Here is a 23067-nt window from a genome sequence, read left to right on the forward strand (position 1 = left end):
GTTTATGATGCTGGCATTCGCAGGCAAGGGCGGCGTAGGTAAGACTTCCGTAACCTCATGGATGGCTGACTGGCTGGCCCGCAGCGGACATAACGTCTGGATGATCGACGCGGATACGGCTCTTTCACTGGGGCAGGCTTCCGGGCTTGCTCCGGAACTGCTGCCCCAACCGGTTTCGTCCAGAACAGATCTGGTCAGGGAGAGGATTCATGCGGAGGGGTTCATTAATCTCAACCCGGATGTAGGGGATTTGCCACGGGAGCTTGCCGTGGAGGTTCCGCTCCATGAGGAGCCTTTCCCCGGCGTAGTTCCGGGTTGGAAACGGCTGCTGGTCATGGGTGGGCTTTCCAATGCCGGGGGCGGTTGTGCCTGCGATGCCAATGCGCTGCTCAAGGCGCTGCTGGCCAGTATGGTCATGGACAGTCAGGACTGCGTGCTTGTTGACCTTGAGTCCGGGGTGGAGCATCTGGGGCGCGGTACGGCCATGCATGTGGACGGTCTCGTTGTTGTTACCGAGCCTTCCATGCGCAGTTTCAGTACTGCCTCGGAAGTAGGGCGCATGGCGTCCGAGCTTGGGCTGGACAGGCAGGTGCTGGTCATCAACCGTTACATGGGCGGTGATCCTCCGGAGCTGGAACATCTTCCTGATCGCCGGTTCACGATACCGGTCCTTGGCGGGCTTGTGCAAAGGCAGATGACCGACGGAAACGTGCTGAATCTGCCCGAGTCCGTGGAGCTGGATGCGATAATGGAAAGGATTGTTGCTGCGTTGAGCTAGTATAATGAGGAACGGCGGTTTTGACCTGATGTCAAAACCGCCGTTTTTATTTGATTGAAACTGGATTAATTAGCCGGTTGGTCGCTGCTTCTGAAGCCCCCGCCTAGTTCGAAATAGACGGTTTTTGCCACTTCAAGAAGTACAAACGGCGCGATGCGGAAATCTTTCCACCAGAGCCCGTGTCCTTTATCGTACGGGGTAGCGGTAACAATAATCCTGACTTCAGGGGGAAGGACATCCCGGAATATGAGGCCTGCCCTGCGGGTGTGCAGAGGGGATGTCACCACGATCAGTTTTTTTATTTCCGGTGTCAGTACTTTTTTCAGTTCTTCAGCTTCCTCAAGGGTGCTCATATTGGCGTGCCCGAAAAACCTGAACTTATCTGAAGGGACTCCTTTTTTCAGCAGAATGTCTCGGATAGCTTCCCACTGGTACGGAAATGCTACGCCGATGCGGCGAATTTCCCTTTCTTCCGGCATGGTTATGGGCTTGCTGACCAGAAGGACCGGGGCAAGGCCCTTGTGGAACAGTTCCGCGGCATAGATGGGCCGGAAATACTGTCCGCCGAGCACGACAATTGCGTCTGCACTTTCAAGAGTATCCTCCTGCTCCAGTATCGCCGTGGCGAACAGAAAAAGGATTGCTGACAATAGCAGTCCCGTAACAGTAAGTGCCCCGATTAATGTGAATAAAGCTTTTGCAGTCTTCATTATCTGGTCGCCGGCTCGTACACGGCTTCGTATTTTTTGCGCAGGTCCGCAAAGGTTCCTTTCTCAATGGCCTCACGGGCCTGCTCGGTGAGCTTGAGGAAGAAGCGCAGGTTGTGGATCGAGTTGAGCTGATAGGACAGCAGCTCCTTGGCAGTGTACAGATGACGCAGATATGCTTTGCTGAAGGTACGGCAGGTGTAGCAGTCGCAGTTGGGGTCAAGCGGGGAGTCGTCCTCGCGGTATTCGGCGCGCTTGATATTCACCTTGCCGAGGCTGGTGTAGAGGGTTCCGTTGCGGGCGTTTCTTGTGGGCAGCACGCAGTCGAACATGTCAACGCCGTTGGCGATGCCTTCAAGGATGTCGAGGGGTGTACCCACTCCCATAAGGTAGCGCGGCTTGTCAAAGGGCAGCCTGGGACCGATGTGCTGCAGGATGTCGTACATATCCGGGATAGGTTCGCCTACACTCAGACCGCCGATGGCGTAACCTTCGAAAGGAATCTCGGAAAGTTGTTCAAGGGAGACTTCGCGCAGGTCCTTGTGGAAACCGCCCTGTACGATGCCGAACATCAGCTGGTCGCCGGAGCCCACGGGGTAGGCTTCGCGGCAGCGTCTGGCCCAGCGGGTGGTCAGCTCAAGGGAACGGGCTGTGTAGTCGCGGTCGTTGCCGTAGCCTACGCATTCATCAAGCACCATCATGATGTCGGAGCCGATGTTGTTCTGGATCGAGATGACTTTTTCCGGTGAAAAAAAGTGCTTGGAACCATCAATATACGAACGGAATTCAACTCCCTGTTCAGTGATCTTGCGGATTGATTCAAGGCTGAAGACCTGAAAGCCTCCGCTGTCGGTCAGAATGGGGCGGTCCCATGTGGAAAATTTGTGCAGCCCGCCGCGCCTTGCAATGAGGTCATCCCCCGGACGCAGGTACAGGTGATAGGTGTTTCCGAGGATGATCTGGGAGCCGATCTCGCGCAGGTCACGGGGCGGTACGGCTTTTACGGACCCCTGGGTGCCTACGGGCATGTAGACCGGGGTCTGGATTTCTCCATGGGCGGTTACAAGGGTTCCTCGACGTGCATTGCCGTCTGTGGCGTGGACCGTAAAGGTTCCTGGTTTCTTCTTTTCTTCAGTCATTATTTTTTCTCGAGTCCGTTTTTCGGGCAGATATCGTTAAGCTGGCATATATCGCACTTGGGGCTTCTGGCAGAGCATATTTCGCGTCCGTAAAGCACCAGCAGGTGGTTTGCCGTTCCCCAGTTCTGCTGTTCAAAAAGGGGCATCAGGTCTTTTTCGATCACGTCCGGGTTGGTGCTGGTGGTAAATCCCATGCGGAAGGAAAGCCTTTTTACATGGGTATCGACCGCAACCCCCTCGTGCACGTCCATGGCGTTGGAAAGCACTATGTTGGCTGTCTTGCGGGCCACTCCGGGCAGCCTTGTCATCTCTTGCATGGTTCGGGGCAGTTCGCCTCCGAATTCGCCCATGACCAGCTCCGCGGCGGCTTTCAGATTTTTGGCCTTGTTGCGGAAAAGCCCGGTAGAGCGGATGACTTCTTCAATGTCGCTGACCTCGGCCCTGCTCATTGCTTCAGGGCCCGGCCATCTGTTGAAAAGTTCCGGGGTGACCTTGTTTACCCGCACGTCCGTGCACTGCGCGGCAAGAACCGTTGCGACCAGCAGTTCCCACGCGTTTTTCCAGTCCAGCTCCGGGGCCGGGTCGGGATAACGCGTAATCAGTCGGGCGTAAATATCTTTTGCCCTTTGCAATGTTTTTTTATCGGGGGTATTCTTCTTCATAAGATGAATGTGGGGCTATCATTTCTTTTTATAACTTACAACGATCATCTGAACAGGCAGGATGGTTATAGATGTTGCCTGTATTGTCAAATACTGTATTATCCAAATAAAACAACCGGAGGAATTCAACATGAAATTTGTTTTACCTGTTGTGGCGGCTGCTCTTCTTGCTGTTTCCGGCATTGCCGTTACCGCCCCTTCCGCTGAAGACGGGTCCGGCCTGGTCATGTCCAAATGCGCGGCCTGTCACAGTGTGAAAAGAATCTGCCGCTCTCTGGGCAAAAAGGATCTTGCCGCCTGGAAGAAGACGAACCAGCGCATGGCCGACATGGGTATGACCGTTACCGCCGAAGAACTCGATATGATCAGCAACTATCTGGCCAATGCCAAGCCGGGCACCAAGCCTGTCTGTGAATAGGAGGGCTGATGTCCGTTCATCTGGTATATATCACGACCGGTGACGCGGAGGAGGCCCGCGAGATAGGCAGTGAACTTGTCATGCGTCATCTTGCCGCCTGCGTGAACATCATCGACAAAATGGAGTCCATATACTGGTGGGACGGCAGGCTCGAAACATCGTCCGAGGCGGTGCTTCTGGCCAAAACTTCGGAGGACAGGCTGGACCAGCTTATAGCCACGGCCCGGCAACTGCACAGCTATGACTGTCCATGCATTGTTGCCCTGAAGTCCGAAAAAGGAAATGAGGAGTTTTTCGACTGGGTGAAAAGTTATACGTCCAAATAGGACCGACCCCGGCCTCCTTGTTGACTTTGCAGCTTGATAAAGCATAATCTCTGCCCGCAAAACATATGCGGGCAGATCCTTTTTTGCCGTAATCCCAATCCATCAAGGAGTTCCATTAGATGAAAATATTAGTTTCCGGTTCACTGGCCTACGACAGAATTATGAGCTTTCCCGGCAGCTTTGCCGACCACATCCTGCCCGACAAGATCCACATGCTCAACGTCTGCTTTCTGGTGGACGGCCTTGATGAACGCTTCGGCGGAACTGCCGGAAACATAGCCTATGCGCTGTCCATGCTTGATGAAAAGCCTGTTATCCTCGGGACTGCCGGTAAGGATTTTGACGGCTACGAAAAATGGCTGGATGAAAACGGCATCACCCGCGAAGGCATCAAGCGCGTTGACGATCAGTTCACCGCCGGGGCCTACATCACCACCGACAAGTCCGACAATCAGATCACCGGTTTCAACCCCGGTGCCATGAAATACTCCTGCGATTATGATTTTTCAGCTGTTGATCCTGCGGATACCCTGGCCATTGTATCCCCCGGCAACCTTGCCGACATGCAGAATTTCCCCAAGGTCTACCGCGAGAAGGGCGTAGCCTACATCTACGATCCGGGCCAGAATATCCCCGCATTCAACGGTGAACAGCTTCTTGAAATGATCGGTGGCTGCAAGATTCTTGTTGCCAACGACTACGAACTTGAAATGATCATGAAGTCCACCGGCAAGACCCGCGCTGAGCTCATGGAAATCTGCGATTCCATTATCGTTACCCTTGGCGAAAAGGGCTGCCTGGTCGTGGAAAAGGACGGTGAAACCGCCGTACCCGCTGCAAAGGCCAATAAGGTTGAAGATCCCACCGGTGCCGGCGATGCATTCCGCGCAGGACTCATCAAAGGCCTAGCCATGGGCAGAAGCCTTGTTGAAGCGGCTCACGTTGGTGCAGTAAGCGCTGTTTACTGCGTTGAGAAGCTCGGAACACAGGAACATTCCTACACTGAAGAAGAGTTCTGGGCTCGTTACGAGGAAAACTTCGGCAAGTTCTAGGCAGGATTTTTTACGGAATGTCTTCGGCGACCTTAGGGAGAGATTTAAATCTTTTGAAAAGGCTTTGCTGCAGGTGATTCCAGAACGGCAGTTTTAGTATAAATAGATACAGTTGAACGGCGGCTCCGACTTTGGTTGGAGCCGCCGTTTTTGTTTTCATCGAAAAAGTCTCATAATCACTCAAGGCGGACCTGAGTTACCTGCAAAATGTCCGCCCGGTGCTGTACGGGAAAGGTTGCGGCAGATGCAACCTCCTTGAATTGGAAGAGTAAGGAGACGTAGGCAACCTTTAATTATGAGGATTTAACATGTTTGATTTTAACCGCTACACCGTGCAGCGCAGGAACCGCAAAGACCTGTCCACCGGACAGGTGCTCTACGGCGAAAATGAACCGCCCGAAAAGCAGCTCGAAAATCTCTGGGAGATTGTGGACCGCTCCACAGGTGAGAGGCTGGCGGACCCGAAGCCGGACTTTTCAGATTTCACCCCTGGTGATCGCATGTACCCGTCCATGATGAAACCTGACGTAAAGGCCAGATGGGACCGCAGGCAGTGGGAGTGGCAGGAGGAAAAAGCGGGACACGCACAGCTGAAACGCATGGTCCACGCCCGCTTCATGCAGGAAAACCCGGACCTGCCGCTGGTGCAGGGATTGCGGAACACCTCCTACGGCAGCGAGATAGGTTCCGAGTACATGGAATTTCTGCGCCGAGAGAAAGCGCGGCTCAGTGCACAGCCGCAACGCGAACCGCAATCCGGCACCGGGGAGAGCCTGCGTGATGAGATGCAGCGCGATGGCGTTGCTTTCCCCGCGATTGGTGGAGATGTGAAGCGGTTCCGCAGCCCGGAAGGGAAGGAATTCGCAGCACTGGCCGTCCGGCGTGATGACTCGCTCAGGATTGTGGAAAAGCGGTTGCTCTCGGCTGGCGGGGACCATGTGCTCGGCTACGAGTACGACGACGAAGGCAGGTTGCAACTGGTGCGTTACGCAGGAGAACCGGTTGAATTCTACCGCTGCAGCGAAGCGGGACAGCGTGTTTATTCGCAGGTGTCGGGCAGCAGTCCGGTTCAGTATCGTTACAACGGTCAGGGGCAGCTCGTGCAGGCCGGGGATACGTTCTACCTGTATGACGAGGACGGGTTTCTGGTCGAGAAGCGGGATTCCAAAGTGGTGACGGGTTACGGATATCTGTCCACCGGCCAGCTTTGCGAGGTGCGGTTGCCCGATGGGAGAGTGGTTCGCTACCGGTTCGACAGAAACGGTTTCCGGTGCGCCAAGCTGGTCAACGGCGGCCTGCGTGAACGTTACGAGTGGGCGGACCTGATTACGCTGAGCGCCGTTGAAAACGTACTGGGCCTTATTCGGTATCAGTATGATGATCAGGGTCATGTGGCCGGTATGGATTGTTGGGGAAAACAGTACGTTGCGGCAACGGATCAGCTCGGCAGCGTCTTTAGTGTTGCTGATTTGTCCGGTAATAATGTAAAGGATGTTCTATATGACTCTTTCGGCGGAAAGATATTGGACAGCAATCCAGATTTCGTGAACCCCATGACCTTCGCCGGAGGTCTGTACGATTCCGACACCGGCCTGATCCATTTCGGCTACCGCGAATACGACCCCGCCATCGGCAGGTTCATCTCGCCCGATCCGCTGGGGGATGAGGGTGGCGATGTGGATGTTTATGGATATTGTCTGGATGATCCGGTTAATTTTGTGGATCGGGTTGGGCTGGTTGGAAGAAACGAGGAGGAAAAAGAGGAGGTCAGGAGCAGTAAATTGGCTGGAACTGACCGTGATGATGTTTCGTCAGAGAAGGAAGCTGTGGAAGAGTCTTCAAAACAGAAGTATTCTGGTGCTGATAGATATGGAGAGCCTTCACGGTATGATAAAAAAGCCGGAACCGATAACTCTAGTCCCTCTATTGAAAAGAAGAAGCTTGCTGGTGCGGATAGGAGGGCTGGACAGGGTGAGCCCACTAATAGTGAAGAAAAGGGCTTCATCCGAAAAGTTTCTGATGCGACAGCTAAAGCGGTAAAGGCAGGGAGTAAAGCAGCAGGTAAAGCTGTATCTGAAACAGCTGATATATTTATGGGTGAAGGTGAAGATTATATGAAATTTGGGAAATATGTCAGCTCTGATAAAAAGAAAATAATTAATGACATGGCAGAACAAGGCCATAAGCAGGGTAAAAAAGCTGTCAAGCGCGGTGCCAGTAAATTGGGGCCATTCAGCAACGCGTTATATCCTGTAGGGTTTGCAATAGGGGCCGCAGAATCAATAGTAGAAAACAAAGTTATACCAGAAGTGTCGAAAAGAATAACCGAGAGGTCTAAGGCTAAATCAGGATCTGGTCTGCGAAGAACTGAGTATAAAGATAAGAGTAAGTGAGGATACAAATGTTGTGAACACATTCGTATAGTTATATTCTTTTTTTACTTCTACACTGTCGGAGTTAAGGTTCTTTGTTCTTCATGTTCTAAAGAGGATAGGTCATTAACCTATAGGTAGCTTGGAGTTATTCTCATTGTATTTGTCATGGTATCTAGTATCTTCGATATAGTTGTAGGGGACTTTTCATTCTCTTTAGCTGATATAGTCTTCTGGTTGATCCCTGCGTACTTCCTGTTTAATAAGTCTTCTTATTTTTGTAGGAGCTGCTTCAAAGAGACTTCATTGGCAGATGCAGAGTTACTGAACAAGCCTCTGTTTTATTAAAACAGTCACCCCGCACCCATCCGGTGCGGGGTGTTTATGCCAGTAACGAATTTACTTCGAGTAAGTCTTTTCGCAGACCTTCGCCGGAGGTCTGCACGATTCCGACACCGGCCTGATCCATTTCGGCTACCGCGAATACGACCCCGCCATCGGCAGGTTCATCTCGCCAGATCCGCTGGGGTATGAGGGTGGCGATGTGGATGTTTATGGGTATTGTCTGGATGATCCGGTGAATTTTGTGGATCGGGTTGGGCTTATGGGGGTATTGCCTAGAGTTGCTCCGCAGGTAATGAGAGTAGCGGACAAAATCACTAAGGGTCCAGGACGAACCATTGCTAAACACGGCAAAAAGATTGTTAAAGAGGCCAGCAGGATAGGAAAACAAACAAGTCAAAAGATTGGTGAGGCAACAAAAAAAGCATCGGAACTGAAGAATAAAGCTGAGGACAGCGTGGTGAAAAAGATGGCCGAAACAGGTACGGGTCCTGCTGTAGCCAAGGCCACCGAGCTAGTTGATGACTTTGCCAATCAAAGCAACCCACCTTCTATAAAGAACGAGGCGGTTGACAATACAATCGAATATATAGCGAAACAAGATTTAGATAAAAATATTAAATCTATACAAAAAGGACGTTTCGAGGTTGACGAGGGTAAAATTATTCCTTCTCGATCAAAAATTAATAAAAGATAAATCTAAAAAGGAGGAAGGAGAGGAGGTTTTCCTCCTCTCCCATTGGATATGCAAGAATATTTATACTTTTATAGTAAACAATGGAAAATATGGCTACTGATTTTACTGATAAATATTGTAATGGCATTCTTTTTTTATGAGGCAGAGATTATTTTGATTACTTTTACGCTTTTTAGTTCTCCATTTATATTTAGCGATAATCAATACGTCTTCAAATCGTATTATAAAAGTTTCTTTTCAAAAAAAGGTTACTTAAGAATAGTGTTCTCTATTTCGTCTCTAATGGCCCTGCATAGCATATATTCTGTCTACGACTATTTGGATTGTTCAGAATGCACATTTGGAGATATTGTTGGTATTATGATTTATTTATTTCTGTTTATGTCAATTTTGTACATAATATATGATTCAAGGTTGGCTAGAAATAAACAAGTTAAAAAAATTTCCGTTCCTATTGTACTGCTTGTCGCTTCATATATATTGTCCTGCTTCACTGTACCAGATGTTTTTGATGTAAAAACGATTATGTTGAATGAATTTCTTCAGCTGTGGACAATGGGCAACTATGTCTACCTTTTGAATTCGTTGTTTATGTTCAAGAGTAGTTCTCCCGTATCGTCTTTTTAGTCCATAAAAGTTGTGAACTCCGGCTATACGGTTTCAGCACATTCCCCCCTAGGGGGAGCTATTCTTGGTGGAGCTGATTATCTGGCCTGATCCATTTCGGCTACCGCGAATACGACCCCGCCATCGGCAGGTTCATCTCGCCCGATCCGCTGGGGGATGAGGGTGGCGATGCGGATTTGTATGGATTCAGGGAATCGTTGCGCTGGCATATGGTACTCTTTGTTTATCTGGTGATATTTATGAAATGATGAATTGTTGAAGTTTTAATATTCAGTGCGGTTTGCCGCTGAAAAAGCCGTTCCTTCCGGGTTGCTATGCAGCCTTGGGGGACGGCTTTTTTGTTTTTGGCGGATAATTCAAAAAAGTGCTCAGGGCGGACCTGAGTTACCTAAAAAATGTCCGCCCTGACGGATATGGTGCCGCAAAAAGGAGGTTCAATTATGAACGAAATCTCAACAGAGACCCTTGCGGCTATCTATCCCCTGGAAAGCCGCAGGATGCTCAGAAACTACGCCGCATTCATCCAGGAGTATCCGGAATGGGTGGAAAACGGGTTCTCGCTTATGGATTACAAGCATACCCGCACCCGGCCCGAATTCGCGGGCTGGACTCCTTCGGTGAAAGGCGAAAACGGCGGGGAGGATCAATGATCGGTTCTATTCTCGATCTGGGCACAACCATCATCGACAAGATCTGGCCGGACGCCGGGGAGCGCGAAAAGGCCCGGCTGCGGCTTATGGAGCTGCATCAGTCAGGGCAGCTTGCCGATCTGGAATCACGGGTCAAGATCATGCTGGCGGAAATGTCCGGCAACTGGCTGCAGCGTTCGTGGCGGCCCATCCTGATGCTGACCATCATTGCCATCGTGGCTAACAACTACCTTCTCTATCCTTATCTGGCCCTGTTCTGGGTCGAGGCCCCGCACCTTGAACTGCCAACGCAGCTCTGGTCCCTCATGGAATTGGGGCTCGGCGGTTACGTGGTCGGGCGCAGTGCCGAGAAGGTGGCAAAAACATGGAGAGAAAAGAATGAATGATGAACGGAATGAAACCAAGGAGCTGCTGATCCGCATAGATGAGCGGGTCAAGGCCATTCAGGACGACATTGCGGAAATCAACGGGGCGCGGCGTTGCCATACCCACGCTGAGAAGTTCCGCAATCTGGAGCGGGCCGTGTGGGGGACCGGGGCGGTTGTGGCCGGTCTGGCAAGCAGGCTTGTTTATGAGGTGTTCAAGTGACCAGAGCCGAGATTGTGAAAAAGCAGAAAGAGGAGCTGGACAGGTTCCGGGAGGTGTTCTCGCTGGCTGTGGAGGGTGATGATTCCGAAATGGTCAAGGATCTCAAGGCAAAGCTGGATATTATGCAGAAGCGGCATGAAATGGAACGGAAGGCCTGGGGCATAGGCGAGGCGAAGAAGGAATCCGGCGAGGAAAGGAAGCCGCGGACCGCCCGCACAATCAGCCCTGAACTCAGGGAGAAGCTTGATGAAGTTTACGGATCGGGACAGCGCAAATAACTGGTATGCGCAGCTTTTGCGCGAGGCCGAGGAAAAGCGGCAGGCCATTGAAGTCATGGCCGAACTGGGCCGCAATGATCTTTTTTTCCTGCTTACCCGGATGCTGGGCCGTGCCGATGCAGACCGGGACTGGGTCTTCAACCGCTGTTGCGAAGTTCAGGGCGCGCCGGACGGACATCTCGACCTGTGGTCGCGTGAACACTACAAGTCCACCATCATCACCTTTGCCCTTACCGTGCAGGACATCCTGCGTGATCCCGAAGTCACCGTGGGAATTTTCAGTCACACCCGGCCTGTTGCCAAGGGGTTCCTGCGTCAGATCAAGCAGGAGTTCGAGCGCAACGAGCTGCTCAAGCAGTGTTACCCGGACGTGCTCTGGGCCAATCCGAAAAAGGACTCGCCCAAGTGGTCTGAAGAGGACGGGATCATCGTCAGGCGCAGGTCCAATCCCAAGGAGGCCACTGTGGAAGCGTGGGGTCTGGTGGACGGCCAGCCCACAGGGAAGCATTTTTCCCGGCTGATCTACGACGACGTGGTCACCCGCGAGTCGGTTTCATCGCCGGATATGATTTTCAAGACCACCGAGTCCTGGGCGTTGTCCATCAACCTCGGCACACGTGAAGGCATCAAGCGTTACATCGGCACCCGCTACCATTTCAACGACACCTACCGCGAGATTATGAAAAGACGTGCCGCAATTCCGCGTGTTTATCCTGCCACCGACGACGGTTCCATGGAGGGCACGCCCATGCTGCTTACCCGTGAGCAGCTCGAAACCAAGCGCCGGGAGATGGGTCCCTACGTATTCGGCTGCCAGATGATGCAGGACCCCCGCGCAGACGATGTGCAGGGGTTCCGCGAAGAATGGCTTTCCCGTTGGGAAACCCGCGATTCCGGCGGTCAGCCGCGCTGGGAGCAGTTCAACCGTTATCTGCTGGTGGACCCGGCCAGCGAAAAGAAATCCGGCAGCGACTACACGGTCATGCTGGTTGTCGGGCTCGGCCCTGACCGAAATTATTACATCATCGACGGTATCCGCGACCGGCTGAATCTTACCGAACGCGCAAAGGCACTGTTCCGGCTGCACCGCACCTATTCTCCTCTGGCCGTGGGTTATGAAAAGTACGGGCAGCAGGCCGATGTGGAGCACATGCAGTACGTCATGAACGAACAGAATTACCGGTTCTGCATCGAGCCGCTGGGCGGGAACGTGCCCAAGGTGGACCGTATCCGCAAGCTCGTTCCCCTGTTCGAACAGGGCAGGCTGTTCCTGCCGTGGCGCGCAAGGTTCCTCGACCATCAGGGCCGTGAGCGCGATCTTGTGCGCGAGTTCATCGACGACGAATACCTCGCCTTCCCGGTTGCAGCGCACGACGACATGCTCGACTGCATGGCCCGGATACTCGACCCGGCGCTGGGGGCGGTGTTTCCGCGCCCGGCATCGGCATTCTCAGGAAGCGAGCCCATGCAGGGGCTCATGGATTACGACATCTTCAGCGGAGGACAGTGATGTACGGTTTTGAAATGGAAGGCGGATACACCTTCTACAAGTATCGCGATTTCGACGGCACGGTTTCCCTGTCAGAGGCGCATCTGAAGTGGTTCTGGACCATCCTCTACGGGGCCGGAACGCTGCCGGTGATCTTCTATGAAACCGAAGACAGATCCTTTGAAAGTTTTCGCAGGCTCGCTGAAATGGAGGATCAGCATTTCTTCTTCGGGTTCAAGGATCAGCAGCCCTCGGGCATGTTCTGGCTGAACGGGTTCGCGCCGCGTTCCTGTTTTGTGCACATCGCTTCAATGCCTGCATTCTACGGGCGCGGGGCTGTCGAAATGGCGCGCGGCGGGTTGCGCCATCTGCTGGCTGTGACTGACGCGTCGGGTGGGCCTCTGTTCGACTGTATAAAGGGACTGATACCTGCCGCCAACCCGCTGGCCTGCCGTATGGCCGAAAAGGCCGGGTTCAAAAAGGTCGGAGTAATCCCGCAAGGGGCCTATCTGGCAGATCAGGACATCAGCACCGATGCCGTCCTGTTCGCTGCTGTGCGGGAATAGTTTCCGGCGGCTGGGGAAGAAGTTTCAGGACGTGTCTAATAACTTGGGTTCATGGCCTTGGTCTTGGATCATAAAAATACTGAAAACAAATAATACGTAAGGAGAAGATTATGGGAGGCGGAGGAGGTAAATCACCTACTGCTCCGGTTTCACCGCCGCCGGCACCGCCGGTGTCGGCTGTACCGGAGCCACCGAAAATGGATGAGCTTGCAGCCAGCGAAGAACAGCTGCGGGCCAAGAAGATGCGCGAGATGGAAAGGTTGAAAAAAGGGCGCAGTTCCACCGTGCTTACGGGCGGAGAGGGCGACAACGGGCAGTTGACAGTACAGGCTCCGGCCATGCAGTCCCAGACTTTGCAGGCCCAGAAAAAGAAACTCGGCGAGTAGGGGGGGCGCATGGCAGATTTTTATCGTCCGGCACTGCCCACGGCACCGCAAGGCAGGGATTCCGTCTGGTATCAGAAGGATTCTCCGGGATTCAACGGATATTTCAAATGGCACCGTACCACTTACGGAACCAACCCCAAGTCCAATGATAAGGGATTGAATGCCCCTGCCCAGTGGCAGCCGCCGCAGGACTGGACCTTTTCCGGCCAGACCGGACACTGGTACACGCCCTCGGAGATGCAGAATGCAGGCTATAACCTCATTGACGGTGAATGGCTGCATCCCAACGACATCCGAAAACGCGAAGTGGATCGCCAGAACGCGGAAATTGATGCCAAAATCGCTCGCCGCGAAGCCAGCGAGAAGTCGTTCCGGGCCATTCGTGCAGCCGGAAGGGCAAAAACAATCCTGACCGGAGCAAACGGCGTGGCCGGAAAGGCCCTCATAAAACGTGAAACACTACAGAATTCTACAGGAGTAAAGATATGAACGAACATCGTTGTCCCGTGTGCAGAAGGCTGCTCATGAAAGGAAAAGTCATCGAGGTACAGGTTAAATGCCCCAAGTGCAAAAAACTCGTAACCCTCACCGGAGATAAGTAACGAAGACCTCCGGCGGCTTAAAAATGAAACGGCTGTCCCTCACGAAGAGGCGAAGCCCTATTAAATGATTTTGAAGGGATGGGGTCTGGGGAAGGGAAACTTTTGCAAAAGTTTCCCTTCCCCAGCCGCCGGAGGCATCCCAGACATCACAAAAGCGCGGAGCGCATCATAATTAACAGGTATGAACATGAATGACATAGACAGAAACAGATATACATCGCGTTTACAGACCCTGCGTCAGGAGCGCAGCAGTTGGGAGCCGCACTGGCAGGAGATAAGCGATTACATCCTGCCGCGTCGCGGAGTTTACAGCGGCCAGCAGCCCAACGACGGGCGCGCAAGGGGCAGCAGGATCATTGATTCCACGGCCACCCGTGCCTTGCGGATTCTGGCGGCTGGGCTTCAGGGCGGCCTGACCTCACCGGCAAGGCCGTGGTTCAGGCTGGGGATTTCGGATCGCGACCTTGCGCGGCACAAGTCGGTCCGCGAATGGGTGGCTCAGGTGGAAAACACCATGTACAGGGCCCTTTCGAAGAGCAATTTCTATTCGTGCATCCATTCGCTCTACACGGAACTTGCGGGCTTCGGAACCGGTACGCTTTACTGCGAGCCGGACGAGGAACGCGGCCTGCGCTTCCGCACCCTGACCGCAGGGGAATACAGCCTTGCCACCGACGCGCAGGGCAGAGTGGATACGGTCTATCGCGAATTCAAGATGACCGCCCGCCAGTTGGAGAAAAGGTTCGGCAGGGAGAATCTTCCGGCAACTGTGGTGACCAGCCTGAACGTGAACCGGGATCACTGGTTCGATGTTCTGCATGTGGTCCAGCCCCGCGACGAGTTCGACCACGCGAAGATGGACGGCACGAACATGCCTTTCGAGTCCGTGTTTATTCTGAACGGACGCGGCGGTCATGTGCTTTCCATAGGCGGATTTGTGGAGAATCCTTACATGGTTCCGCGCTGGGACACCTCGGCCATGGATGTTTACGGCAGGTCTCCGGCCATGGATGTTCTGGCGGACGTGAAGATGCTCATGGAGATGAGCAAAAGCCAGATTCAGGCCGTGCACCTTACCCTGCGTCCGCCCATGAAAGTCCCCTCGATGTATTCGCGCAGACTGAACCTGCTGCCCGGAGGTCAGAACCCGGTGGAGCAGAACCAGCAGGATTCGGTTTCGCCGCTCTATCAGGTGCGGCCCGACCTTGCGGGGGTGAGCAACAAGATTCAGGACGTTCGTAGTGCAATCCGCGAAGGATTCTACAACGACATATTCATGATGATGGCCGGTTCCAACCGCAGGACCATCACTGCCGCAGAAGTTGCCGAGCGGCATGAGGAAAAGCTCATTCAGCTGGGGCCGGTCATTGAAAGGCAGCATACCGAGCTGCTCGATCCGCTCATTGACCGAGTTTTCGGCATACTGATGCGCGCGGGGCAGCTTCCGGAAGCTCCGTCCGTTCTGGACGGGGTGGACATCAAGGTTGATTATATTTCTGTACTGGCCCAGGCCCAGAAAATGGTCGGAACCCAGTCCATCCAGTCCCTTGCGGAATTCGTGGGCAGGCTGGCACAGGCCAATCCCGAGGTACTCGACAAGGTGGATATGGACCGCGCAGTGGATGATTACGCAGAACTTATCGGTGTTCCAAACGGCATAGTGCGGTCCGGTAACGAGGTGGAGAAATTCCGAGACCTGCGTCGCCAGCAGTTCGAACAGCAGCAACGGTTGCAGCAGGGGCTGCAGGCCGCGTCCATGGGCTCCGGCATTGTGCGGGATCTTTCGCAGGCCGGGCTTAACCCGGCCCAGATGCAGGGCGTTCTCGGTCAGGCAGGGCAGATGATGCAGGGTGGCTAGTTCGGATTCGGGCCATGCGATTGACGGAGAAGGTTAAACATAATTTGTCCGGGTTGTTTCTAAAATTGAGTATTGATAAACGCGGGTGGTGCACAACCGGAATTCAGGGCGAAACAAAATTGTTTCGCCCTTTTTGCTTGCCTTGCATTTAAATCTATACTTATAATTGTAATGACTTATAAACTTGAAACAGTGTGTAGGTACTTTTGTTTTTCTGGTTATAATATCGGTGTTGCAATTCTCCGGAGTTTGTGGATATAAAGGCGGTCCGGGTCGGGTTGTGGATGGTTGTATAAGGTTTTGTTTTTATGGATGATTAATCCGGACTATCTTATTCCAAACAGGATTATACATGCTGGTTCTTACAGACTTAACCCGGTTCAATGACAGCGACGACGTCTGCATGGCGTTGCTGGATCAGAATGACTGCACCTGCTATCGCCCGCTTCCTTACGTTGACCGGGCGTTCGTGTGCAGCCGTAATATTTATCCCGGCACAATCGTTTCTGCCGACATTATTCCCGCTGAAAATGCTTCCGCTCCCCATGTTGAGGACTGCTGTTTCGAAAATACGGTCTGGCTGGAACGGGCTGATGAAGGCGTCTTCAGGGATGTGCTGGAGCGCAGTGCCGTCGACTCCGTCAAAGATGCTTTTGAGGGGCGTATTACCCCTACCAATCGTTGCGTGCCGGAAAATGATCCCTGCGGGCAGTCCATCAGGACCGTGAGGGTTGATCCGCTTTCCCTGACCGTAACGGTCGTGGAATCTGGGGGCGAGGCCAAGATCCGCCTCGGCTTTGCAGATTTTGCGGGCGAAAAATATCGGCACACGCCCATTTCTGATCTCTATTTCCATGCTGCGGCAATGCGTTATGTGGAACAGGGCAGGCTTGATGAACTGAACGCCCTGCTTGCAGGAGGGGAGGTCGTTTACATCCGTACCGGACTAAGCAGGCTCTATGAAAGCAAGAGCGGAAAGCAGGGGTTCTGGATGCAGGCAAACGGGATTTACGTCTTTCCGGGGTGCTTTATGGGATGTTGAACCGGGCTGTCTGATACCGGATTTCCTTTTCATACATAATTTAAGCGGGCATTTATTCAATTAATGCCCGCTTTTTTTGTTTTTTGTGATAGTTGCCAAAATAATACGCGTACTTGCCATTACTGGTGTTCATTCTGGACGTCCATTCATTATGGATTCTTAATATTTCATGATTTATTTATCACGTATCCTGCATCTTCAGTTATTTAATGGTTGTCTGCGTACAACAGTGTTCATGCTTTAATGCAGACCATTTTCTTTTCATGAAAAATGGTTCGCGGCTGCAGAAATTGTCCGTGGCTGAGGTGCTGTTATCTGCGTACTCTTTTCTCCTTTGACTGGTATAGCCTTCACCTGTATAGAATAATCTCAGGATTCTTAATGTATGGCGGAACTGTACAAACAACATTGAATCCCCGGAGTTTTCCGGGGGAAGGGGAAATTTGATGCTGAGGAAAAGACTAGGTCTGGGGTTACTTGTTGCAGGGTTGCTTCTGGCATTTGTGCTGCCTTGCGGAACGGCATTGGCGAAGTGGGATAAAGCTTCTCCGGATCAGGTTCAGGCAGAAATGGCCAAGGGAAATGCCCGCTTTGTAAATCAGGAATCAATACATCCTAATTCCGGTATCGACCGTCTGACCTTGGCCGGAAAAGAGAATCAGGGTGATTATGCGGTCGCAACGGTGCTGACCTGTTCGGATTCCAGGGTCCCGGTGGAACGTCTGTTCGATATGGGCGTGATGGATATCTTCGTCATTCGCGTAGCCGGTAATGTCATGAAAACCGATGAGATAGGTTCTATCGAGTACGGGGCGTGCCATGTTAATACCCCGCTGGTTGTGGTGCTGGGGCACACCCAGTGCGGCGCGGTGACAGCTGTTACCAATGAACTGGTCGGGCACGGGCATCCGCTGGAAAGGAATATCCCGCCCCTTGTGGCACCAATTATTCCCGCTGTTGAGCAGACCATGAAGGCTGATCCTGAACTGGAAGGTTCCGGTCTGGTGGAAAAGGCCATTGAGGCAAACGTCTGGCAGGGAATACACAATCTTTTCATGCAGAGCGCAGCGGTACGGGATCTTGCCAAGTCCGGCAAGATAAAGGTGGTGGGAGCCATTTACCATGTCGGAACCGGAGAGGTCTCCTGGCTGCCCGATGACAAGGCTGCCGCAATCCTTAACGAAGCGGAGAACGATCCTGCACGGGCGATGAACCCCATGAGCAGTGCGGAAGGTTCCGGACACGGCGATGGCGGTGAGAAGATCGACAGCAAGCATGGTGAGCATTCCGGTTCCGGCTTCAAGTCATTAATAAGCGGCATTGCACTCATTCTTGCGCTTGTGCTCGCCTTTGTTGCGCTGACCCAGAATTTCAAGCAGGACGGACTGTGCGGAAAGATCCGCAGTGCTCTTGAGACATTGTGGCATGGACTTCGCGGCAGATAGGCTGCGGTTGGTTGAGCCTGCTGCTTCTGCTGCAGGCTCTGGTCAGTTGATCTGGTTACGGACCGGGATGTGTTCAAATTTCCGGTTTGACGCTGGGTCCATGACTTTCATTTCATGATTTTTTTGCGTGCCCGAAGGTGCTGGCTGCAAGGGCGCTGCTAAAATTCAGGTTTACACCAAGTGCCGTGTTCATCGGTCTGATGAATGCGGCACTTCTTTTGGTTTGCAGTTTATGTCTTCTGCCGGGGTGGAGGTGAACATGTTGCGAGGTTCCGTAATGTTATAACCGGAAATCTTTGTCGCCGCGCAGGGGGCATCTCTTCACTGATTTTGCCGGGATAAAATTAAAATTTCGCCTCATAGTCGTGCGTGTATACGGGCTATGTTGATTATGATATTCGGTTCTTGAAGGCGGTTCGATCGAGTTTATTTATAATTAAACTGAGGCGAAAATGAAAATAGGCAATATGAGCATTCTTCAGCGTCATCTGGGACTTATGGCTTTTGCAGCTGTTCTTGTCATTTGCATTTACTATATAGCTGACCATAGTCTGAAGGTGGTAAGTGCTGATCTTGATAAGTACGCCAGATGGTCGGAAATCGATATGGCGATGAACGAGGACGTGAACCAGAGCACACTGAGTCTGATCGGTGCTGTGCGGGCTTATACCGCGACTCCCGGAGAGGCTAATTACGCAAATGTTCTGAAGGGGATGGACACTGCCCGCAAAGGACTGGACGGTATCAGAAAGATGCTTGTCCATAATCCTGAGCTGGAAAAGCAGGCCGGGGAGATAGGTCCGCAGTTGGAGGCCATTGGCAGGATAACGGCTTCATTCAAGGGGATTCACGAAGAGCGCACAAAGCTCGTTTCCGAGGCAGACGGAATCATAGCCGGGGTTATAGCTGATCTTGAAAAAGTGATGGAAGAAAATATCGATCCGGCCAAGTCTCAGGCCGGTATTCTTGCCGATGTAGGCGAAATGATCCGCTGGGGCGACATTGACATGCTCATGAACGAAGCGGTCATTGCCAACACCCTGAAGCTTAAAATAGCGATACATGATTACGCCTATGATCCCGTTCCGGCGAAATTCGACAGTTTCGGAAAGGTCCTTGGAACAGCAAGAGAGGGACTTGGAAAATGGGCGCAGGTCATAAACGATGAGGCGGCCCTTGAAGGCACTGCCGCTGCCGTGTCCAAAGCCTATGATGCTTTGCAGGGGCTGTTTGACAGGCTCGATAAGATTTCGCAGACGGTCGCCGGACTTAATGCGGAGATGGATAAGAGCGCCCAGGCCGTGGCGGAGACCACCGCCGCAATTATGGAATCAGGCATTGACCCCGCCAAGGCTGAAACACTGGCCGAAGCAAAGCTGGTCAAATCCGAATCGATTTATTTTCTCCTTGCGGTCTGCGGAATTGCACTGGTTCTTCTTATGGCGGGGTTTGTTTCGCTGGCCCTTTACGAATCCCGAATACTTCGCAGGCTGACGGCTGCGGCTGAGCTTGTGGCGAAAGGAGATTTCTCAGGCGATTTCAAACTGGACCAGCAGGATGAGCTGGGGCAGATCTCTGGTGCCTTGAATCGCATCAAGGAGTCCATTTCCAGCGCATTGGATAAGAATGAGCAGATAATCCATGAAGCTGAATGCGGCAAATTCGATGTCCGGGGCGAGGCGTCAATGTTTAGGGGCGCTTATGCGCGGCTCATAGACAGTTCCAACACGCTCATGGATATATTCGAGTCCCTGCTGAACAGCCTTCCCGTTGGAGTCATGTCGCGTTCCTTGCGTAGGGAAATTCTTTACCTGAACAGTTTTGCAAAAAATCTTAGCGGTATCACAAAAGTGGACGGGCAGAGATGTGATCGGATCTTCAATACTGATGACTGCAAGGGCAACTGCGCATCGGAAAGGTCCCTTGAAAGCGGTAAAGTTGAAGCAGGAGATACAATATGCCGTGTTGCCGGAAAAGAGATGGACATAACCTATTCCGGAATTCCGCTGATTTCCAGAGCAGGGGAGAGGCGCGGTGTGTTTGAGGTCATTCTCGACCAGACCGATATACGCCGGGCCTACAGGGAAATGATTCAGATGTCCGAAAAGGCCGAGGTCATTTCAGAGAGGCTCTCCTCCGCTTCTGAAGAGCTGGCAGCCCAGATAGAAGAGGTGGCCAAAGGCTCTGAAGTGCAGCGTATGCGGCTTAATGAAACCGCCGGAGCCATGGAACAGATGTCCTCAACCGTGCTGGATGTTGCAAGGAGCGCTTCGGCGGCTTCAGGGCAGTCCGACAATGCCCGGAATATGGCAGGCAAGGGAGAAGTGCTGGTCGGAAAGGTCGTTGAAGGAATTGATCAGGTCAACATTGTTGCAACAACTCTTCAACGCAATATCGAGGGACTCGGGAAGAAGGCCGAGGATATAGGAAGTATCATGACCGTGATTACCGATATTGCCGATCAGACCAACCTGCTGGCGCTCAATGCCGCCATTGAGGCTGCAAGGGCCGGGGAAGCCGGACGGGGATTTGCCGTTGTTGCCGACGAGGTCCGCAAGCTGGCTGAAAAGACAATGGCCGCCACGACCGAGGTGGGATCGTCGATCAAGGAGATTCAGGCCGCAGCGGAAACCAGTGTGCGTGATGTGAATGAAGCGGTGCAGAAGGTCGCGGAGGCGACAGGACTGGCCAATGAATCCGGAACGGCCCTTTCGCAGATTGTGGCGCTGTCGTCTGAAAGTTCATCGATCATATCAGGTATCGCCACTGCTGCAGAACAACAGTCTTCTACTGCCGAGCAGATTAACAGTGCCGTAGAGGAGGTTACTCACGTGGCCTCGGAAACAGCGGACGGCATGTCTCAGTCCGCCAGCGCAATTCAGGAGCTGGCGGTTATGGCCGGGGACCTCAAAGTGGTCATAGAAAGATTGAAGAATGTGAAGAGCTGATTCTGAACTGCCGCGATTTGTTGCGGCCCGAAAACATAATGACAACCCCCGTCCATCGGATCGAAGTCCGGTGGGCGGGGGTATTTTTATTCTCGCACGCAGAATTCTGCGAAGATGCGAAGCCCTGCAGGGCCGTGTAACCTAGTTCGACACCGGTTTACCGGCAAAGCGTACCAGCGCCATGATGGCGATGATACCTGCTGGCAGAACCAGCATCACGGGCATTCCGAGTCCTGCGGGGATGTACCCGAATACTACGGATATGATTGCCACAGGAACGGCGTAGAACAGCTGTGTTCTGGTGTGGTCGATGTGGTCACAGGCCGATCCCATTGATGACAGAATGGTGGTGTCGGAAATGGGTGAGCAGTGGTCGCCGAAGATGGCTCCGGTGAGAACCGAACCGATGTTCAGGATCACGTAGCCCTGTTCGGGAACCAGCGCGTAGGCCAGCGGGATGCACAGCGGCATGAGGATACCCATGGTGCCGTAGGAAGTTCCGGTGGCAAAGGAGATGATGGAGCCCATGATGAAGATGATGGACGGCAGCAGGAATGAAGGGATGGTGTCGGACAGCACGCTTACGAGGTAGGCGGCTGTTCCCAGTTCCTTGATGATGCCGGACAGGGACCAGGCCAGCAGCAGGATTACTGCGGTGATGTTAAGGGATTTTACACCCTGCACCCATGTGGAGATGGCTTCGTCTACTTTCAGGATGCGCTTGCCGATGGCAATGGCCAGAGCCACGATACCGGCAACCATTGCAGCCTGGAAAAGAACCACGGATGCATCGGATGCACCGAAGGCTTCACGGATGGCAACAAAGCTCATGGGTGCATCTTCGAAGATTTTCTTGAGCGCAGCATCGTCACCGCCCATGATTCCGTTGTAACCGTTGAAATAGAATCCGAGGAATGCGGCAACAATCAGGGTTCCGATGGGGATGATGGCGTACCATACGCTGGGCACCACGTTTTCTGCCGGCTGCAGTTCGGTGGCTTCATCGGCGACCATGGGCTTGGCATTGTCGTCGATTACCTTGCCGGTGGTGCGTGTGCGGTGCTCGGCGGTGTACATGGGGCCGAATTCACGCATGAACCAGATGGTGGCGAGAATGAAGACCAGAATAAGGATGTTGTAGAAGCGGTAGGGGATGGTTTCCACAAAAACGCCGTATGCGTTCATTGTGTAGCCGATGCCCTGCAGGCCGTCGCGGATAAGGCCGACCTCGTAGGCAACCCAGGTGGAGATGAGTGCGATACCGGCTATGGGCGCAGCAGTCGCGTCGATGATGAAGGCCAGCTTCTCGCGGGAAACCTTCATCTTGTCGGTTACCGGGCGCATGATCGGGCCGACGGTGAGCGAGTTTGCATAGTCATCGAAGAAGATGAACAGGCCCAGCAGCCAGGTGACGAACTGGGAGCTTCTGGGGCTTCTGGCTTTTTTAGCCAGTGCATCGGCAATGGCCTTTGCACCGCCCATCTTGGATACCAGTGCGATGAGTCCGCCTATGGCCAGACACTGGAGCACGATACCTGCGTTCCACGGATCGGCCAGAGAGCCGAGAATTTCGTTGGACAGGCGCAGGAAACCGCCGACAAATCCATTATAGATGTCAAATCCCTTGGCTTCGAGCATGAAAGCTCCGGAAAATACCCCGATGAAAAGCGAAAGCACAACGTTCTTGGTGATGAAGGCCAGAACAATTGCCACCAGCGGCGGAATCAGTGTAAAAAGGCCGTAAATTTTGGCGTTGGCCGGTCCCATGCTTGAATCGGCTGCAAATGCCGGTTGGCAAAGCAGTGTAAATAGCACTGTCAGTAAAAACAGTCCCTTCCAATAGCGCATTTTGAATTTCCCCCTTGAAATTTTCATGATGTCGCAAAAAATGTTTCCGGCGATTTACTCCAAAAATGTCATAAAAGCAAATTTGTTTTTGTATCTCGTTAATTTTCCTCGATAAAATTCTGAAATTACCGAAATGATACACATAAATCCAGTAAGTGCCCAAATTATAAATATTGCCGTCTGTGCGTGCTGTCGGTATCTTATTATGTCGAAATGGTGAATTGCGGCATTGTCCCTCACGTGGAAT

Annotated in this window: 23 protein-coding genes and 1 pseudogene; 20 read left to right on the plus strand and 4 right to left on the minus strand. The window is 52.8% G+C overall.

Annotation, left to right across the window (positions count from 1 at the left end; all coding sequences use genetic code 11):
* Positions 1-4 precede the first annotated feature (4 nt).
* Positions 5-778 (plus strand): ArsA-related P-loop ATPase, encoded by a 774-nt coding sequence (locus N7E73_RS15470; protein WP_432735804.1) that lies wholly within the window; start codon positions 5-7, stop codon positions 776-778.
* 65 nt (positions 779-843) lie between these two features.
* Here the strand turns inward: N7E73_RS15470 and N7E73_RS15475 are convergent, their stop codons facing one another.
* Genes N7E73_RS15475 through nth form a run of 3 tightly spaced genes read right to left on the minus strand, consistent with a single transcriptional unit; the run spans position 844 to position 3286 of the window.
* Positions 844-1428 carry a YdcF family protein gene (locus tag N7E73_RS15475; protein ID WP_432735805.1) on the minus strand — a complete coding sequence of 195 codons (585 nt, stop codon included), beginning with the start codon at positions 1426-1428 and terminating at the stop codon, positions 844-846.
* 59 nt (positions 1429-1487) lie between these two features.
* A complete protein-coding gene (gene tgt, locus N7E73_RS15480; protein WP_432735806.1) occupies positions 1488-2624 on the minus strand; it encodes a tRNA guanosine(34) transglycosylase Tgt in 1137 nt (378 codons plus the stop codon).
* Positions 2624-3286, minus strand: coding sequence for an endonuclease III (nth, locus tag N7E73_RS15485; RefSeq protein WP_432735807.1), 663 nt, complete (start codon positions 3284-3286; stop codon positions 2624-2626). The genes tgt and nth overlap by 1 nt, the downstream gene beginning before the upstream one ends.
* Before the next feature lie 130 nt (positions 3287-3416).
* On the opposite strand from nth, the gene N7E73_RS15490 reads away from it, so the two are divergent.
* The 19 genes and pseudogenes from N7E73_RS15490 (at position 3417) to N7E73_RS15580 (ending at position 20972) form a co-directional block, all read left to right on the plus strand.
* Positions 3417-3704, plus strand: coding sequence for a c-type cytochrome (locus tag N7E73_RS15490; protein ID WP_432735808.1), 288 nt, complete (start codon positions 3417-3419; stop codon positions 3702-3704).
* Positions 3705-3712: 8 nt separating this feature from the next.
* Complete coding sequence (cutA, locus tag N7E73_RS15495; RefSeq protein ID WP_432735809.1) at positions 3713-4030, plus strand: divalent-cation tolerance protein CutA; 318 nt, start codon at positions 3713-3715, stop codon at positions 4028-4030.
* A 119-nt stretch (positions 4031-4149) separates the two neighbouring features.
* Positions 4150-5082: a carbohydrate kinase family protein gene (locus N7E73_RS15500; RefSeq protein ID WP_432735810.1), complete on the plus strand. Its 933-nt coding sequence runs from the start codon at positions 4150-4152 to the stop codon at positions 5080-5082.
* A 308-nt stretch (positions 5083-5390) separates the two neighbouring features.
* On the plus strand, positions 5391-7475 hold the full coding sequence (locus N7E73_RS15505; protein WP_432735811.1) for an RHS repeat domain-containing protein: 2085 nt from the start codon (positions 5391-5393) through the stop codon (positions 7473-7475).
* A gap of 415 nt (positions 7476-7890) precedes the next feature.
* Positions 7891-8493 (plus strand): annotated as a pseudogene (locus N7E73_RS15510) (RHS repeat-associated core domain-containing protein); the annotation flags it as partial.
* Between the two features lie 749 nt (positions 8494-9242).
* Positions 9243-9368 (plus strand): hypothetical protein, encoded by a 126-nt coding sequence (locus N7E73_RS15515; protein ID WP_432738879.1) that lies wholly within the window; start codon positions 9243-9245, stop codon positions 9366-9368.
* A 192-nt stretch (positions 9369-9560) separates the two neighbouring features.
* Positions 9561-9770 (plus strand): hypothetical protein, encoded by a 210-nt coding sequence (locus tag N7E73_RS15520; protein WP_432735812.1) that lies wholly within the window; start codon positions 9561-9563, stop codon positions 9768-9770.
* A complete protein-coding gene (locus tag N7E73_RS15525) occupies positions 9767-10156 on the plus strand; it encodes a holin family protein (protein WP_432735813.1) in 390 nt (129 codons plus the stop codon). The genes N7E73_RS15520 and N7E73_RS15525 overlap by 4 nt, the downstream gene beginning before the upstream one ends.
* The gene (locus N7E73_RS15530; protein ID WP_432735814.1) at positions 10149-10358 is read left to right on the plus strand and encodes a hypothetical protein; all 210 of its coding nucleotides are present in this window, start codon (positions 10149-10151) and stop codon (positions 10356-10358) included. The genes N7E73_RS15525 and N7E73_RS15530 overlap by 8 nt, the downstream gene beginning before the upstream one ends.
* Positions 10355-10636: a hypothetical protein gene (locus tag N7E73_RS15535; protein ID WP_432735815.1), complete on the plus strand. Its 282-nt coding sequence runs from the start codon at positions 10355-10357 to the stop codon at positions 10634-10636. The genes N7E73_RS15530 and N7E73_RS15535 overlap by 4 nt, the downstream gene beginning before the upstream one ends.
* Positions 10605-12146 (plus strand): phage terminase large subunit, encoded by a 1542-nt coding sequence (terL, locus tag N7E73_RS15540; protein ID WP_432735816.1) that lies wholly within the window; start codon positions 10605-10607, stop codon positions 12144-12146. Before N7E73_RS15535 ends, terL begins: the two co-directional genes overlap by 32 nt.
* The gene (locus tag N7E73_RS15545; protein ID WP_432735818.1) at positions 12146-12691 is read left to right on the plus strand and encodes a GNAT family N-acetyltransferase; all 546 of its coding nucleotides are present in this window, start codon (positions 12146-12148) and stop codon (positions 12689-12691) included. The genes terL and N7E73_RS15545 overlap by 1 nt, the downstream gene beginning before the upstream one ends.
* 197 nt (positions 12692-12888) lie before the next feature.
* Positions 12889-13077 carry a hypothetical protein gene (locus N7E73_RS15550; RefSeq protein WP_432735819.1) on the plus strand — a complete coding sequence of 63 codons (189 nt, stop codon included), beginning with the start codon at positions 12889-12891 and terminating at the stop codon, positions 13075-13077.
* A gap of 9 nt (positions 13078-13086) precedes the next feature.
* On the plus strand, positions 13087-13566 hold the full coding sequence (locus N7E73_RS15555) for an aminobutyrate aminotransferase (RefSeq protein WP_432735820.1): 480 nt from the start codon (positions 13087-13089) through the stop codon (positions 13564-13566).
* The gene (locus tag N7E73_RS15560; RefSeq protein ID WP_432735821.1) at positions 13563-13679 is read left to right on the plus strand and encodes a Com family DNA-binding transcriptional regulator; all 117 of its coding nucleotides are present in this window, start codon (positions 13563-13565) and stop codon (positions 13677-13679) included. Before N7E73_RS15555 ends, N7E73_RS15560 begins: the two co-directional genes overlap by 4 nt.
* 187 nt (positions 13680-13866) lie before the next feature.
* Positions 13867-15537, plus strand: a complete 1671-nt coding sequence (locus N7E73_RS15565; RefSeq protein WP_432735822.1) for a portal protein — start codon at positions 13867-13869, stop codon at positions 15535-15537.
* Between the two features lie 352 nt (positions 15538-15889).
* Entirely contained in the window at positions 15890-16579 is a 690-nt protein-coding gene (locus N7E73_RS15570; protein WP_432735823.1) for a hypothetical protein, read from the plus strand.
* Positions 16580-17025: 446 nt separating this feature from the next.
* Positions 17026-18024, plus strand: coding sequence for a carbonic anhydrase (locus tag N7E73_RS15575; protein WP_432735824.1), 999 nt, complete (start codon positions 17026-17028; stop codon positions 18022-18024).
* Positions 18025-18476: 452 nt separating this feature from the next.
* A complete protein-coding gene (locus N7E73_RS15580) occupies positions 18477-20972 on the plus strand; it encodes a methyl-accepting chemotaxis protein (RefSeq protein WP_432735825.1) in 2496 nt (831 codons plus the stop codon).
* A gap of 141 nt (positions 20973-21113) precedes the next feature.
* Here the strand turns inward: N7E73_RS15580 and N7E73_RS15585 are convergent, their stop codons facing one another.
* On the minus strand, positions 21114-22820 hold the full coding sequence (locus N7E73_RS15585) for a Na+/H+ antiporter NhaC family protein (protein WP_432735826.1): 1707 nt from the start codon (positions 22818-22820) through the stop codon (positions 21114-21116).
* Between the last annotated feature and the right edge of the window lie 247 nt (positions 22821-23067).

Source organism: Maridesulfovibrio sp. FT414, from assembly GCF_050916235.1.
In the GTDB taxonomy this organism is placed as follows: Bacteria; Desulfobacterota; Desulfovibrionia; order Desulfovibrionales; family Desulfovibrionaceae; genus Maridesulfovibrio.

Excerpts from the sequence above, each read along its gene's own strand:
- N7E73_RS15470 (WP_432735804.1), top strand. The coding sequence starts at position 5 with ATGATGCTGGCATTCGCAGGCAAGGGCGGCGTAGGTAAGACTTCCGTA.
- tgt (WP_432735806.1), bottom strand. The coding sequence starts at position 2,624 with ATGACTGAAGAAAAGAAGAAACCAGGAACCTTTACGGTCCACGCCACA.
- nth (WP_432735807.1), bottom strand. The coding sequence starts at position 3,286 with ATGAAGAAGAATACCCCCGATAAAAAAACATTGCAAAGGGCAAAAGAT.
- N7E73_RS15490 (WP_432735808.1), top strand. The coding sequence starts at position 3,417 with ATGAAATTTGTTTTACCTGTTGTGGCGGCTGCTCTTCTTGCTGTTTCC.
- cutA (WP_432735809.1), top strand. The coding sequence starts at position 3,713 with ATGTCCGTTCATCTGGTATATATCACGACCGGTGACGCGGAGGAGGCC.
- N7E73_RS15500 (WP_432735810.1), top strand. The coding sequence starts at position 4,150 with ATGAAAATATTAGTTTCCGGTTCACTGGCCTACGACAGAATTATGAGC.
- N7E73_RS15505 (WP_432735811.1), top strand. The coding sequence starts at position 5,391 with ATGTTTGATTTTAACCGCTACACCGTGCAGCGCAGGAACCGCAAAGAC.
- N7E73_RS15520 (WP_432735812.1), top strand. The coding sequence starts at position 9,561 with ATGAACGAAATCTCAACAGAGACCCTTGCGGCTATCTATCCCCTGGAA.
- N7E73_RS15525 (WP_432735813.1), top strand. The coding sequence starts at position 9,767 with ATGATCGGTTCTATTCTCGATCTGGGCACAACCATCATCGACAAGATC.
- N7E73_RS15530 (WP_432735814.1), top strand. The coding sequence starts at position 10,149 with ATGAATGATGAACGGAATGAAACCAAGGAGCTGCTGATCCGCATAGAT.
- terL (WP_432735816.1), top strand. The coding sequence starts at position 10,605 with ATGAAGTTTACGGATCGGGACAGCGCAAATAACTGGTATGCGCAGCTT.
- N7E73_RS15545 (WP_432735818.1), top strand. The coding sequence starts at position 12,146 with ATGTACGGTTTTGAAATGGAAGGCGGATACACCTTCTACAAGTATCGC.
- N7E73_RS15550 (WP_432735819.1), top strand. The coding sequence starts at position 12,889 with ATGGATGAGCTTGCAGCCAGCGAAGAACAGCTGCGGGCCAAGAAGATG.
- N7E73_RS15555 (WP_432735820.1), top strand. The coding sequence starts at position 13,087 with ATGGCAGATTTTTATCGTCCGGCACTGCCCACGGCACCGCAAGGCAGG.
- N7E73_RS15560 (WP_432735821.1), top strand. The coding sequence starts at position 13,563 with ATGAACGAACATCGTTGTCCCGTGTGCAGAAGGCTGCTCATGAAAGGA.
- N7E73_RS15565 (WP_432735822.1), top strand. The coding sequence starts at position 13,867 with ATGAATGACATAGACAGAAACAGATATACATCGCGTTTACAGACCCTG.
- N7E73_RS15570 (WP_432735823.1), top strand. The coding sequence starts at position 15,890 with ATGCTGGTTCTTACAGACTTAACCCGGTTCAATGACAGCGACGACGTC.
- N7E73_RS15575 (WP_432735824.1), top strand. The coding sequence starts at position 17,026 with ATGCTGAGGAAAAGACTAGGTCTGGGGTTACTTGTTGCAGGGTTGCTT.
- N7E73_RS15580 (WP_432735825.1), top strand. The coding sequence starts at position 18,477 with ATGAAAATAGGCAATATGAGCATTCTTCAGCGTCATCTGGGACTTATG.
- N7E73_RS15585 (WP_432735826.1), bottom strand. The coding sequence starts at position 22,820 with ATGCGCTATTGGAAGGGACTGTTTTTACTGACAGTGCTATTTACACTG.